Consider the following 12,804-nt stretch of genomic DNA (forward strand, 5'->3'; position numbering starts at 1 on the left):
CTTAGCAGGTCGGTGTGCCCACCCCCGTAGATACAGGCCGCCCTCCAGCGCGGTCGTGCGAAGGAAACTCGTCCCGTGAATCCCGTGACTCTCCTCCCCTTCATCGTGCTCATCGGGGCCATGTTCCTGATGACGCGGTCCGCCAAGAAGAAGCAGGCGGCCGCAGTCCAGATGCGCAACGAGATGCAGCCCGGCACCGGCATCCGGACGATCGGGGGGATGTACGCCACCGTCAAGGAGGTTCACGACGACACCGTCCTCCTCGAGGTCGCGCCCGGCGTGCACGCCGTCTACGCCAAGAACGCCGTCGGTGCCGTCCTCGACGACGAGGAGTACAACCGCATCGTCCACGGCGACGACGCCCTCGACGGCGCGATCGTCCCGGACGACGCCTCCTCGCTGACCGAGGACGCCTCGGACGACGCCGCGATCGACCTGGAGAAGAAGGCCGGGGCCGATGACGCCGAGCCGACGGACACCAAGTCCGACAAGAAGTCCGAGGGCAAGGCCGACGGCGAGGCCGACTCGAAGTAGTTCACGACCCGGGGAGTGTCGTGGGCCCACCGGCGCCCGGCACTCCCCGGACCGTGCGATCTTCTGCGGGGGCGGGTCCCCACTACACTTCGTGGCCGCTCGGGCGCGTACCCGGCGCGGGGCGGTTGGACAGGGAGAAACGAGAAGGTGGCAGCACCGAAGAAGAGCCGGGGAGCGTCCGGCGGTCAGGGCAAGCCGGGGCGTTCCCTGGCTCTGATCCTGATCGCCATGGTCGCGCTCGTCGGCGGGATGTTCCTGGTTGATCAGCCGACTCCGCGACTCGGCATCGACCTGGCGGGTGGCACGTCCATCACGCTGGAGGCGAAGAGCGAGCCGGGCCAGGAATCGGCGATCAACAAGACCAACATGGACACGGCGGTCCAGATCATGGAGCGCCGTGTCAATGGTCTCGGTGTCTCCGAGGCCGAGGTCCAGACCCAGGGCAAAAGCAACATCATCGTCAACATCCCCAAGGGCACGAACTCCGCCCAGGCCCGTGAGCAGGTCGGTACCACCGCCAAGCTCTACTTCCGGCCGGTGCTGACCGTCGCCCAGGGCATGCCCACCCCGGAGCCCAGCGCCTCGTCGTCCGGCAAGCCCTCTTCGTCCACCAGCCCGAGCGCCTCGGCGTCGGAAGGTGCCACCGCGACGGACAAGGACAAGGGCAAGTCCTCGACGACCCCGAGCGCGACCGCCACCACCCAGGGCCGCGCGGTCACCGGAGCCCTCAAGGCCGACTCCACGCCGAGCCCGGGCGCGAGCGACAAGCCGAAGGCCGACACCTCGCCGTCGACCTCCGCGTCCGCCCCCTCCGCCGCCGAGCAGGCCGCCGCGACCAAGCTGCAGAAGCAGTTCGCGGAGCTCGACTGCTCCAGCAAGGAACTCCGCTCCAAGGCCGCGCGGGGCGTCAAGCCCACCGACAGCACGGTCGCGTGCAGCTCCGACGGTGCGGAGAAGTACATCCTCGGCCCGTCCGAGGTGTCCGGCACCGAGGTCGACAGCGCCAAGGCCAACTTCGACCAGCAGCGCGGCATGTGGATCGTCCAGATGGAGTTCACCGGCAAGGGCTCCAAGCAGTTCCAGAAGATCACCAGCAAGCTCTCCCAGCTGCAGCAGCCGCAGAACCAGTTCGCCATCGCGCTCGACGGCGAAGTCGTCTCGGCTCCCTCCGTCCGCACGACGCTCAGCGGCAGCGCGGAGATCTCCGGCAGCTTCACCCAGCAGTCCGCCGAGGACCTGGCCAACGTGCTCTCCTACGGTGCGCTCCCGCTCTCGTTCAGCGAGCAGAGCGTCACCACCGTCACCGCCGCGCTCGGCGGCGAGCAGCTGCGGGCCGGTCTGATCGCCGGCGCCATCGGGCTCGCCCTGGTGGTCATCTACCTGGTGATCTACTACCGCGGCCTCTCGTTCATCGCCCTGCTGAGCCTGCTGACCTCCGGCATTCTGACCTACACGCTGATGTCGCTGCTCGGCCCGGCCATCGGCTTCGCGCTGAACCTCCCGGCGGTCTGTGGCGCCATCGTCGCCATCGGTATCACCGCCGACTCCTTCATCGTGTACTTCGAACGGATCCGGGACGAGATCCGCGAGGGCCGCACGCTCCGCCCGGCCGTCGAACGGGCCTGGCCGCGCGCCCGCCGCACGATCCTGGTCTCCGACTTCGTCTCGTTCCTCGCCGCGGCGGTGCTCTTCGTCGTCACCGTCGGCAAGGTCCAGGGCTTCGCCTTCACACTGGGTCTCACCACCCTGCTCGACGTGGTCGTGGTGTTCTTCTTCACCAAGCCCCTCATGACGCTGATGGCCCGCACGAAGTTCTTCTCCAGCGGCCACCCGTGGTCCGGCCTGGACCCGAAGCGGCTCGGCGCCAAGCCGCCGCTGCGCCGCTCGCGCCGTGTCACCGCCCCCACTGACCCGAAGGAGGCGTGAGATGTCGCGACTCGGCACCATCGGCGCCCGTCTCTACCGCGGCGAGGTCGGTTACGACTTCATCGGCAAGCGCAAGATCTGGTACGGCGTCTCGATCCTGATCACCATCACGGCCATCGTCGGCCTGGTGGTCAGCGGTCTCAACATGGGCATCGAGTTCAAGGGCGGCGCGGTCTTCACCACCCCGAAGACCAGCGCCACGGTCTCCGAGGCGGAGGACCTGGCGACGGAGGCCTCCGGCCACCAGGCGATCGTCCAGAAGCTCGGCAACGGCGGCCTGCGCATCCAGATCACCGAGGTCGACACCGCCAAGTCGGACCAGATCAAGGAACAGCTCTCCAAGGACCTCGACGTCCCCGCGGAGAAGATCGCCGCCGACCTGGTCGGCCCCAGCTGGGGTGAGCAGATCGCCAACAAGGCCTGGACCGGCCTCGGCATCTTCATGGTCCTCGTGGTGATCTACCTGGCCATCGCCTTCGAGTGGCGCATGGCCGTCGCGGCCCTGGTCGCGCTGATCCACGACATCACCATCACGGTCGGCATCTACGCACTGGTCGGCTTCGAGGTCACCCCGGGCACCGTGATCGGTCTGCTGACGATCCTCGGTTACTCCCTGTACGACACCGTCGTGGTCTTCGACAGCCTCAAGGAGAGCACGGTCGACATCACCAAGCAGACCCGCTGGACTTACAGCGAGATCGCCAACCGTTCCATCAACGGCACGCTGGTGCGTTCCATCAACACCACCGTCGTGGCGCTGCTGCCGGTCGCCGGCCTGCTCTTCATCGGTGGCGGCGTACTCGGCGCCGGCATGCTGAACGACATCTCGCTGTCGCTCTTCGTCGGCCTCGCCGCCGGTGCGTACTCCTCGATCTTCATCGCCACGCCGCTCGTCGCCGACCTCAAGGAACGCGACCCGCAGATGAAGGCCCTGAAGAAGCGGATCCTCGCCAAGCGCGCGGCGGCCGCCGCCAAGGGCGAGTCCGCCGAGGGCGACCCGTCGGAGGACTCCGTCCAGGACGCCGCCCCCGCCGCCGCGGTCGTCGGCCAGCGCCAGCAGCCCCCCAGGGGCCACGGCCGGACCCCGGGAAAGCGTTGAGATGACCAGCACCACCGAAAGCACCCGCGAGCTCCTGCTCAGCCGGATCCGCGACGTGCCGGACTACCCGAAGCCGGGCGTGATGTTCAAGGACATCACCCCGCTGCTCGCGGATCCGACGGCGTTCACGGCGCTCACCGACACCCTCGCGGAGCTGTGCGTGCGGCACGGCGCCACGAAGGTCGTCGGTCTGGAGGCCCGCGGCTTCATCCTGGCCGCCCCGGTCGCGGTCCGGGCCGGGCTCGGCTTCGTCCCCGTCCGCAAGGCGGGCAAGCTGCCCGGAGCCACGCTCAGCCAGGCGTACGAGCTGGAGTACGGCACCGCCGAGGTCGAGATCCACGCGGAGGACCTGTCCGCCGACGACCGCATCATGGTCATCGACGACATCCTCGCGACCGGCGGCACCGCCGAGGCCTCGCTGGAGCTGATCCGCCGGGCCGGCGCCGAGGTAGCGGGTGTCGCGGTCCTCATGGAACTCGGCTTCCTGGCGGGTCGTGCTCGCTTGGAAGCAAGTCTGGGCGTCGCCCCGTTGACCTCATTGATCGTAGTTTGAGTCTGCCAAGGGGTGGGTTTGCAGGTTTCCCTGCAAACCCACCCCTTCGCATTAATGGACATTCCTCTTTTCGGTTGTCCTCTGTGGTGAATTAATTCCTGCCGCTTTCTTCACTTTTTGAGTGAAGGATGAGACGATCTGGCCGTTGTGTATTTTCCACACAAAAGGGGAGCGGTGACGAGAGTGACTACTCGGAGAATCGCGAAGTCTGTCGGTGTGCTGATGGGGGCGGTTGGTTTGGCGGTGGTTTCCACTGCGGCCTACGCCGGCACCAATACTTACGCGGTCACCACTGATGACAATCCGGGAGGACACGTCAGTTTTGACCATGACGGTCCGGGGGCGGAGCAGGAGTGGATCAACGTGTGTGACGATGACTCGGATGGTTATCGCGCCACTGTTCAAGCATCTTGGTCCGGTGGAAGCATTCGCCTTGATGCGGCGGGAGGCAAGGGGACGTGCAAGTCTACGGGGTCAAGCTTCAATATCCCGGAAGGCAAAAAAGTCACCCTCACCGTGTGTCTGCGTAACGGCTATTCGGGCAGCCCGAAGTTCTGTGCTACGACTTCGGGTACTGCCTAGCGGTTGCAAGGCGTGAACTCTGCTTTCCGTGGCCTGTGCGTGATTCGACTGCACTGAGGTCAAAATCTGCTCGAGGCGGGCCATGGCGGTGCATGACTGATTGCCGTTTCGGTGGCGTGCCGTCGGCATGTCGGCAATGCTTCACGGCGCGGGACGGCCCCCGGGAACAACCTGGGGGCCGTTCCGTGTTGTGGTGGGTCTCACGGTCCCCGGGGGAGGACCGGCCACCGGGTCGATACGATGGCCTTTCCGGGTATCCGGATCCGCACGAGGAGCGCTCTTGCCAGACGAGGCCCAGCCAGTCGCCGCCCCGCAGCCCGACAAGCCCGCGGCGGCCCCCGTCACGCCCGGGAAGAAGCAGCCCGCGGACAAGCCGAAGCCCCCGGCTCCCGAGCCCGGAGCGGGCCCGGACCGGACGGGCTCGTCGGCGTCCGGGGCCGCGTCCCCCGCGCAGCCGGTCGCGCCGGCACCCCCGGCCGCTTCCGCCCCGAAGCCCCCGGCGAAGCCCGCGGCCAAACCGGTCGCGCCGAGCGCGCCCACGACCCGCTCCGGCGGCTCGTCCAACCGGGTACGGGCCAGGCTCGCCCGGCTCGGCGTGCAGCGTTCCAGCCCGTACAACCCGGTGCTCGAACCGCTGCTGCGCATCGTCCGCGGCAACGACCCCAAGATCGAGACCGCCACGCTGCGCCAGATCGAGCGCGCCTACCAGGTCGCCGAGCGCTGGCACCGCGGTCAGAAGCGCAAGAGCGGCGACCCGTACATCACGCACCCGCTCGCCGTCACCACCATCCTCGCCGAGCTGGGCATGGACCCGGCGACGCTGATGGCCGGACTGCTGCACGACACGGTCGAGGACACCGAGTACGGCCTGGACACCCTGCGCCGCGACTTCGGCGACCAGGTCGCCCTGCTGGTCGACGGCGTCACCAAGCTGGACAAGGTCAAGTTCGGCGAGGCCGCCCAGGCCGAGACCGTGCGCAAGATGGTCGTCGCGATGGCCAAGGACCCCCGGGTCCTGGTCATCAAGCTCGCCGACCGCCTGCACAACATGCGCACCATGCGCTATCTCAAGCGGGAGAAGCAGGAGAAGAAGGCCCGCGAGACCCTGGAGATCTACGCCCCGCTGGCGCACCGGCTGGGCATGAACACCATCAAGTGGGAGCTGGAGGACCTCGCCTTCGCGATCCTCTACCCCAAGATGTACGACGAGATCGTCCGGCTCGTCGCCGAGCGGGCCCCCAAGCGCGACGAGTACCTCGCCATAGTGACCGACGAGGTCCAGGCCGACCTGCGGGCCGCCCGGATCAAGGCCACCGTCACGGGACGGCCGAAGCACTACTACAGCGTCTACCAGAAGATGATCGTGCGGGGCCGGGACTTCGCCGAGATCTACGACCTGGTGGGCATCCGTGTCCTCGTCGACACCGTCCGCGACTGCTACGCGGCGCTCGGCACCGTCCACGCGCGATGGAACCCGGTGCCCGGCCGGTTCAAGGACTACATCGCGATGCCCAAGTTCAACATGTACCAGTCGCTGCACACCACGGTGATCGGTCCCAGCGGCAAGCCCGTCGAGCTCCAGATCCGCACCTTCGACATGCATCGCCGCGCCGAGTACGGCATCGCCGCGCACTGGAAGTACAAGCAGGAGGCCGTCGCCGGTGCCTCCAAGGTGCGCACCGACGTCCCCAAGAACACCGGCCGCAGCCAGGACACCGTCAACGACATGGCATGGCTGCGCCAGCTCCTGGACTGGCAGAAGGAGACCGAGGACCCCAGCGAGTTCCTGGAGTCGCTGCGCTTCGACCTCTCCCGCAACGAGGTCTTCGTCTTCACGCCCAAGGGAGACGTCATAGCGCTCCCCGCGGGCGCGACGCCGGTCGACTTCGCGTACGCCGTGCACACGGAGGTCGGCCACCGGACCATAGGGGCCCGGGTCAACGGACGGCTCGTACCGCTCGAATCGACCCTGGACAACGGCGACCTGGTGGAGGTCTTCACCTCCAAGGCCTCCGGCGCCGGGCCCTCCCGGGACTGGCTGGGCTTCGTCAAGTCGCCCCGCGCCCGCAACAAGATCCGGGCCTGGTTCTCCAAGGAGCGCCGAGACGAGGCGATCGAGCAGGGCAAGGACGCCATCGCGCGGGCCATGCGCAAGCAGAACCTGCCGATCCAGCGCATCCTGACGGGCGACTCCCTGGTCACCCTCGCCCACGAGATGCGCTACCCCGACATCTCGTCCCTGTACGCGGCGATCGGCGAGGGCCACGTCGCGGCCGCCGGGGTCGTGCAGAAGCTGGTCCAGGCGCTCGGCGGCGAGGACGCCGCCAACGAGGACATCGCCGAGAGCGCGCCGCCCTCCCGCGGCCGCGCCAAGCGCCGTTCCAACGCCGACCCGGGCGTGGTCGTCAAGGGCGTCGAGGACGTCTGGGTGAAGCTGGCCCGCTGCTGCACCCCCGTCCCCGGCGACCCGATCATCGGCTTCGTCACCCGGGGCAGCGGGGTCTCCGTGCACCGCGCCGACTGCGTCAACGTCGACTCGCTGTCGCAGCAGCCGGAGCGGATCCTGGACGTCGAGTGGGCGCCGACCCAGTCCTCGGTCTTCCTGGTCGCCATCCAGGTCGAGGCGCTGGACCGGTCGCGGCTGCTGTCCGACGTCACCCGCGTCCTGTCCGACCAGCACGTCAACATCCTGTCGGCGGCCGTGCAGACTTCCCGGGACCGGGTGGCCACCTCGCGCTTCACCTTCGAGATGGGCGACCCAAAGCACCTCGGCCACGTACTGAAGGCGGTACGCGGAGTGGAGGGCGTCTACGACGTCTACCGGGTGACCTCGGCCCGCCGGCCGTAGCGGCGGGCCGGGCGGTCTACGCGTCGACCTCGTACTGGCCGTACTCCAGGAAGTACCGCATCTCCTCGGGAGTACCGTCGATGACCTCGATGACCGCCGCGCGCATCGCGTCGCTGATGTCCGGGCGGGCGAGGATGCGGAAGAGGGCGACCTGGTCGTCCTCGGCCTGGGCGAGGCGGTAGCCGGTCTCCAGCCACTGGCGGATCTCCGGCGCGGTGCCGGTTTCGAGGAGCGCGTTGACCTCCTTGACGACCCGCTTCCCGGAGTCCGGATCGCCGAGGATGCGGAAGAGGGCGACCTGGTCGTCCTCGGCCTGGGCCAGCGGGTAACCGGTCTTCAGGAAGGCCCGCATGGCTTCCGTCGTGCCGTTGTCCAGGGCCTCGTTGGCCTCCCGCACGACCCGCTTGCCGCTGTCCTCGTCCGCCAGGATGCGCAGGATCGCGATCCTCAGCTCTTCGTCGGACATCTCGTCCACCGGGATGTCCGAACCGCCGCCCGCCTGCACCGCGGTGACGGCGGAGGACGGGGACGCCGGTCCGGCGGCGAAGGCCGGACCGGACAGGAGGAGGACCGGGGCGAGTACGGCGGCTGCGGCGGTCAGGGCGACACTGGTGGGTCTCATCGGTGAACCTGCCTCATGTGCGTGGGTGAACGCGTCGGGTCCGGCGCGGGAAGCGTGCCGGTGCGAAGATCATCCCTTCTCGACCCGCCTCGATTCACTGCCGGGTTCCGGCAGTTGTCATGGCCTCATCGTTGCCGTCCACGCCGTCCGGACATGGAAAAGGGCCTTCCCGCGCGAACGCGGGAAGGCCCCTCGGGAGTGTGCCGGGGCGTCAGCCGCCGAACTCCTCCAGGCCCTTCAGCGCCTGGTCGAGCAGTGCCTGCCGGCCCTCCAGCTCCTTGGCCAGCTTGTCGGCACGGGCGTTGTTGCCCGAGGCGCGGGCCGTGTCGATCTGCGCACGCAGCTTGTCCACGGCGGCCTGCAGCTGACCGGTCAGACCCGCGGCACGCGCACGCGCCTCCGGGTTCGTCCGCCGCCACTCCGACTCCTCGGCCTCCTGGAGCGCCCGCTCCACCGCGTGCATCCGCCCCTCGACCTTCGGGCGGGCGTCGCGCGGCACGTGGCCGATGGCCTCCCAGCGCTCGTTGATGGCCCGGAACGCGGCCCTGGCCGCCTTCAGGTCCTGCACCGGCACCAGCCGCTCGGCCTCGACCGCGAGCTCCTCCTTGAGCTTGAGGTTCTCGCCCTGCTCCGCGTCCCGCTCGGCGAAGACCTCGCCGCGGGCGGCGAAGAAGACGTCCTGGGCGCCGCGGAAACGGTTCCACAGGTCGTCCTCGGCCTCGCGCTGGGCGCGGCCCGCCGCCTTCCACTGCGTCATGAGATCGCGGTAACGGGCGGCCGTGGCTCCCCAGTCCGTGGAGCCGGAGAGCGACTCGGCCTCGGCGACCAGCTTCTCCTTGGCCTTGCGGGCCTCCTCGCGCTGGGCGTCCAGCGATGCGAAGTGGGCCTTGCGGCGCTTGGAGAACGCCGAGCGGGCATGCGAGAAGCGGTGCCACAGCTCGTCGTCGGACTTGCGGTCGAGCCTCGGCAGGCCCTTCCACGTGTCGACGAGCGCCCGGAGCCGCTCGCCCGCGGAGCGCCACTGCTCGCTCTGCGCCAGCTCCTCGGCCTCGGCGACCAGCTCCTCCTTGGCACGCTTCGCCTCGTCGGTCTGCTTGGCCTTCTGGACCTTGCGCTCCTCGCGCCGCGAGTCGACCGCCGCGACGAGCGCGTCGAGCCGCTTGCGCAGCGCGTCGAGGTCGCCGACGGCATGGTGCTCGTCCACCTGCGTGCGCAGGTGCTCGATGGCGGTCGTGGCGTCCTTGGCCGACAGGTCGGTGGTCTTCACCCGCCGTTCGAGGAGGCCGATCTCGACCACAATGCCCTCGTACTTGCGCTCGAAGTAGGCCAGAGCCTCCTCGGGGGAACCCGCCTGCCACGATCCGACGACCTGCTCGCCGTCGGCTGTCCGCACGTACACGGTGCCGGTCTCATCGACACGGCCCCACGGGTCGCTGCTCACAGCGCCTCCTCCACCTGATGCCCGCGAGGGGGTTCGCCCCCCTGGCATCGTCCACAGTTTCCTGGGGCGGGCAGCGCCCGCCCTGCACAACGCCAATCTAGGCGACCGGCCGCCCGGCTGTCCGCACTCAGCGCGGCCGAAAAAAATCCGCCCCGCGCTCGTCGTCACCGACCGGCCCGGTCCGGCCGCCCCGACCGGATCACGACTTGTCGACGGCGGCCTTCGAGATGTCCACGGCCTTCTTCGGCGCACCGTCGGCGGCACCGCCCGCCACGCCCGCCGCACCGATGTCCTTGACGGCCTTCAGCGAGGCGTCGTCCATCGTGCCGAACGGGGTGTAGGTGGGCGGCAGCTTGCTGTCCTTGTACACCAGGAAGAACTGGCTGCCGCCGGTGTGCGGCTGGCCGGTGTTCGCCATCGCCACCGTGCCCGCCGGGTAGGTCACCGTGCCGTCCGCGCCCGCCTTGCCCAGCGCGGTCAGGTTCTCGTCCGGGATCGTGTAGCCGGGGCCGCCGGTGCCGTCGCCCTTGGGGTCACCGCACTGCAGGACGAAGATGCCCTGCGTGGTCAGCCGGTGGCACTTCGTGCCGTCGAAGAAGCCCTTGTCGGCCAGAGCCTTGAAGGAGTTCGTGGTGTGCGGGGTCTTCCCCGCCTTCATGGTGAACGCGAGGTCGCCCTGGCTCGTCTTGAGCGACATCGTGTACTCGGCCTTCTTGTCGACCTTCATCGCAGGCTCGGGCGCACTGCTCTCGCTCGGCGACGCGGAGGCCGACGGGCTCGAGCTCGCGGACGCGTCGGACTTGTCCTTCTTGTCGTCGTCGCCCATGGCGAGGTAGGTACCCCCCGCGATGACCGCCACCACGGCCACCGAGGAGGCGATGATGACCGACAGCCGCCGGGTCCTGCGGCGGGCCTCCTCCCGGCGCTGCTGCTGCCGCTCGAACTTCTCCCTGGCGAGCTGCCGCCGCCGCTGATCGCTGCTGACCACCGGGTGTTCTCCTTGTAGGTCGTCCGTATGGGGCCTGGGCTGCCCGTACCGTATATGGGTTGGCTGTGTAATGAGGAGCGCCGGTAGGCTCTGGTACTGCCGCGACCCTCTCGGTCGCCATCCGTTGTCGGACGACCATTAAGGACGATCGTGCTCATTGCCGGGTTCCCCGCAGGGGCCTGGGGGACCAACTGTTACCTGGTCGCCCCGGCCGCCGGTGAGGAATGCGTGATCATCGATCCGGGCCACCAGGCCGCGGCCGGGGTCGAGGAAGCGCTGAAGAAGCATCGGCTGAAGCCCGTCGCCGTCGTACTGACCCACGGCCACATCGACCACGTCGCGTCGGTCGTCCCGGTGTGCGGCGCGCACGACGTCCCCGCCTGGATCCACCCGGCGGACCGCTACATGATGAGCGACCCGGAGAAGGCCATCGGCCGTTCCATCGGGATGCCGCTCATGGGCGAGCTGACGGTGGGGGAGCCGGACGACGTCCAGGAACTGAGCGACGGCGCGCTCCTGAAGCTGGCCGGTCTGGAATTCGGTGTCTCGCATGCGCCCGGCCATACCAAGGGGTCGGTGACGTTCAGGATGCCCGAGGTCGCGGATGTTCCGCAGATCCTCTTCTCGGGCGACCTGCTCTTCGCCGGCTCCGTCGGACGCACCGACCTGCCCGGCGGCGACCACGCCGAGCTGCTCGAGTCGCTGGCCCGCGTGTGCCTGCCGCTCGACGACTCGACCGTGGTGCTGTCCGGCCATGGCCCCCAGACGACCATCGGCCGCGAGCGCGTCTCCAACCCGTTCCTGAACGGGATGGACGCGCCCCGACGAGGAATGTAGACGAGAGAAAAATCGTGAGCACCTTCAAGGCCCCCAAGGGCACGTACGACCTGACCCCGCCCGATTCCGCCAAGTACCTCGCGGTGCGCGAGGCGCTCGCCGCCCCCCTGAAGAACTCCGGCTACGGCTACATCGAGACGCCCGGCTTCGAGGACGTCGCCCTCTTCTCCCGTGGTGTCGGCGAGTCCACCGACATCGTGACCAAGGAGATGTACACCCTCACCACCAAGGGCGGCTCCCAGCTCGCGCTGCGCCCCGAGGGCACCGCCTCCGTGCTGCGCGCCGCGCTGGAGGCCAACCTCCACAAGCTCGGCAACCTGCCGGTGAAGCTCTGGTACTCCGGCTCGTACTACCGCTACGAGCGCCCGCAGAAGGGCCGCTACCGGCACTTCTCGCAGGTCGGTGCCGAGGCGATCGGCGCCGAGGACCCGGCGCTGGACGCCGAGCTGATCATCCTGGCCGACCAGGCGTACCGCACGCTCGGCCTGCGGAACTTCCGCATCCTGCTCAACTCGCTGGGCGACAAGGAGTGCCGCCCCGTCTACCGGGACGCGCTCCAGGGCTTCCTGCGCGAGCTCGACCTGGACGAGGAGACCCGCCGCCGCATCGAGATCAACCCGCTCCGGGTCCTCGACGACAAGCGGTCCGAGGTGCAGAAGCAGCTGGTCGGCGCCCCGGTGCTGCGCGACTACCTCTGCGACGCCTGCAAGGCGTACCACGAGCAGGTGCGCGACCTGCTCTCCGCGGCGGGCGTGGCCTACGAGGACGACGAGAAGCTGGTCCGCGGCCTCGACTACTACACCCGCACCACCTTCGAGTTCGTGCACGACGGACTCGGCTCGCAGTCCGCGGTGGGCGGCGGCGGCCGTTACGACGGGCTGTCCGAGATGATCGGCGGCCCGGCGCTCCCGTCGGTCGGCTGGGCGCTCGGCGTGGACCGCACGGTGCTCGCGCTGGAGGCGGAGGGCGTCGAGCTCGAACTGCCCGCGACCACCAGCGTGTTCGCCGTACCGCTCGGCGAGGAGGCCCGCCGGGTGCTCTTCGGCGTCGTCACGCAGCTGCGCCGCGATGGTGTGGCGGCGGACTTCGCGTACGGGAACCGCGGCCTCAAGGGCGCGATGAAGAGCGCGAACCGGTCGGGCGCGCGGTTCACGATCGTCGCGGGCGAGCGCGATCTGGCCGAGGGCGTCGTCCAGCTCAAGGACATGGAGTCCGGCGAGCAGACGGCGGTGCCCCTGCCGGAGATCGCCGGGACGATCCGCGGGCGCCTGGCCCGGTAGCACCCGGCGCGAACATCATGACCGGCCGGGGGGGGGGCGGTACGCCCCCGCCCCGGTGTGAAGGGGGGTCCCGGTCGGGTAGAGCGCCGGGGGC

The 12,804-nt window shown here is 69.2% G+C and carries 11 protein-coding genes; 8 read left to right on the plus strand and 3 right to left on the minus strand.

Annotation, left to right across the window (positions count from 1 at the left end):
* Positions 1 to 75 precede the first annotated feature (75 nt).
* The 6 genes from yajC (at position 76) to ABZZ04_RS28540 (ending at position 7,542) form a co-directional block, all read left to right on the plus strand.
* Positions 76 to 534 (plus strand): preprotein translocase subunit YajC, encoded by a 459-nt coding sequence (gene yajC, locus ABZZ04_RS28515; protein ID WP_356935078.1) that lies wholly within the window; start codon positions 76 to 78, stop codon positions 532 to 534.
* Positions 535 to 681: 147 nt separating this feature from the next.
* Positions 682 to 2,460 carry a protein translocase subunit SecD gene (gene secD / locus ABZZ04_RS28520; RefSeq protein WP_356935079.1) on the plus strand — a complete coding sequence of 593 codons (1,779 nt, stop codon included), beginning with the start codon at positions 682 to 684 and terminating at the stop codon, positions 2,458 to 2,460.
* Position 2,461: 1 nt separating this feature from the next.
* Positions 2,462 to 3,559 (plus strand): protein translocase subunit SecF, encoded by a 1,098-nt coding sequence (secF, locus tag ABZZ04_RS28525; protein ID WP_356935080.1) that lies wholly within the window; start codon positions 2,462 to 2,464, stop codon positions 3,557 to 3,559.
* Position 3,560: 1 nt separating this feature from the next.
* Positions 3,561 to 4,112: an adenine phosphoribosyltransferase gene (locus ABZZ04_RS28530; RefSeq protein WP_356935081.1), complete on the plus strand. Its 552-nt coding sequence runs from the start codon at positions 3,561 to 3,563 to the stop codon at positions 4,110 to 4,112.
* A gap of 216 nt (positions 4,113 to 4,328) precedes the next feature.
* Positions 4,329 to 4,694, plus strand: a complete 366-nt coding sequence (locus ABZZ04_RS28535) for a hypothetical protein (protein WP_356935082.1) — start codon at positions 4,329 to 4,331, stop codon at positions 4,692 to 4,694.
* 280 nt (positions 4,695 to 4,974) lie between these two features.
* Positions 4,975 to 7,542 carry a bifunctional (p)ppGpp synthetase/guanosine-3',5'-bis(diphosphate) 3'-pyrophosphohydrolase gene (locus ABZZ04_RS28540; protein WP_356935083.1) on the plus strand — a complete coding sequence of 856 codons (2,568 nt, stop codon included), beginning with the start codon at positions 4,975 to 4,977 and terminating at the stop codon, positions 7,540 to 7,542.
* 16 nt (positions 7,543 to 7,558) lie between these two features.
* Here ABZZ04_RS28540 and ABZZ04_RS28545 read toward each other — a convergent pair whose 3' ends face one another.
* From ABZZ04_RS28545 to ABZZ04_RS28555, 3 genes are all read right to left on the minus strand, one after another.
* Positions 7,559 to 8,164 (minus strand): ALF repeat-containing protein, encoded by a 606-nt coding sequence (locus ABZZ04_RS28545; RefSeq protein ID WP_356935084.1) that lies wholly within the window; start codon positions 8,162 to 8,164, stop codon positions 7,559 to 7,561.
* A 211-nt stretch (positions 8,165 to 8,375) separates the two neighbouring features.
* Positions 8,376 to 9,605, minus strand: a complete 1,230-nt coding sequence (locus ABZZ04_RS28550; RefSeq protein ID WP_356935085.1) for a DUF349 domain-containing protein — start codon at positions 9,603 to 9,605, stop codon at positions 8,376 to 8,378.
* Between the two features lie 199 nt (positions 9,606 to 9,804).
* Entirely contained in the window at positions 9,805 to 10,593 is a 789-nt protein-coding gene (locus ABZZ04_RS28555) for a peptidylprolyl isomerase (RefSeq protein ID WP_356935086.1), read from the minus strand.
* A 150-nt stretch (positions 10,594 to 10,743) separates the two neighbouring features.
* On the opposite strand from ABZZ04_RS28555, the gene ABZZ04_RS28560 reads away from it, so the two are divergent.
* The gene (locus tag ABZZ04_RS28560) at positions 10,744 to 11,430 is read left to right on the plus strand and encodes an MBL fold metallo-hydrolase (RefSeq protein ID WP_148833369.1); all 687 of its coding nucleotides are present in this window, start codon (positions 10,744 to 10,746) and stop codon (positions 11,428 to 11,430) included.
* Positions 11,431 to 11,444: 14 nt separating this feature from the next.
* The gene (gene hisS, locus ABZZ04_RS28565; RefSeq protein WP_356935087.1) at positions 11,445 to 12,710 is read left to right on the plus strand and encodes a histidine--tRNA ligase; all 1,266 of its coding nucleotides are present in this window, start codon (positions 11,445 to 11,447) and stop codon (positions 12,708 to 12,710) included.
* Positions 12,711 to 12,804 lie beyond the last annotated feature (94 nt).

This window comes from Streptomyces sp. NPDC006435 (assembly GCF_040612315.1).
Lineage (GTDB): Bacteria > Actinomycetota > Actinomycetes > Streptomycetales > Streptomycetaceae > Streptomyces.

Coding starts and splice junctions, on each gene's coding strand:
- secF (WP_356935080.1), top strand. CDS start 2,462: ATGTCGCGACTCGGCACCATCGGCGCCCGTCTCTACCGCGGCGAGGTC.
- ABZZ04_RS28530 (WP_356935081.1), top strand. CDS start 3,561: ATGACCAGCACCACCGAAAGCACCCGCGAGCTCCTGCTCAGCCGGATC.
- ABZZ04_RS28545 (WP_356935084.1), bottom strand. CDS start 8,164: ATGAGACCCACCAGTGTCGCCCTGACCGCCGCAGCCGCCGTACTCGCC.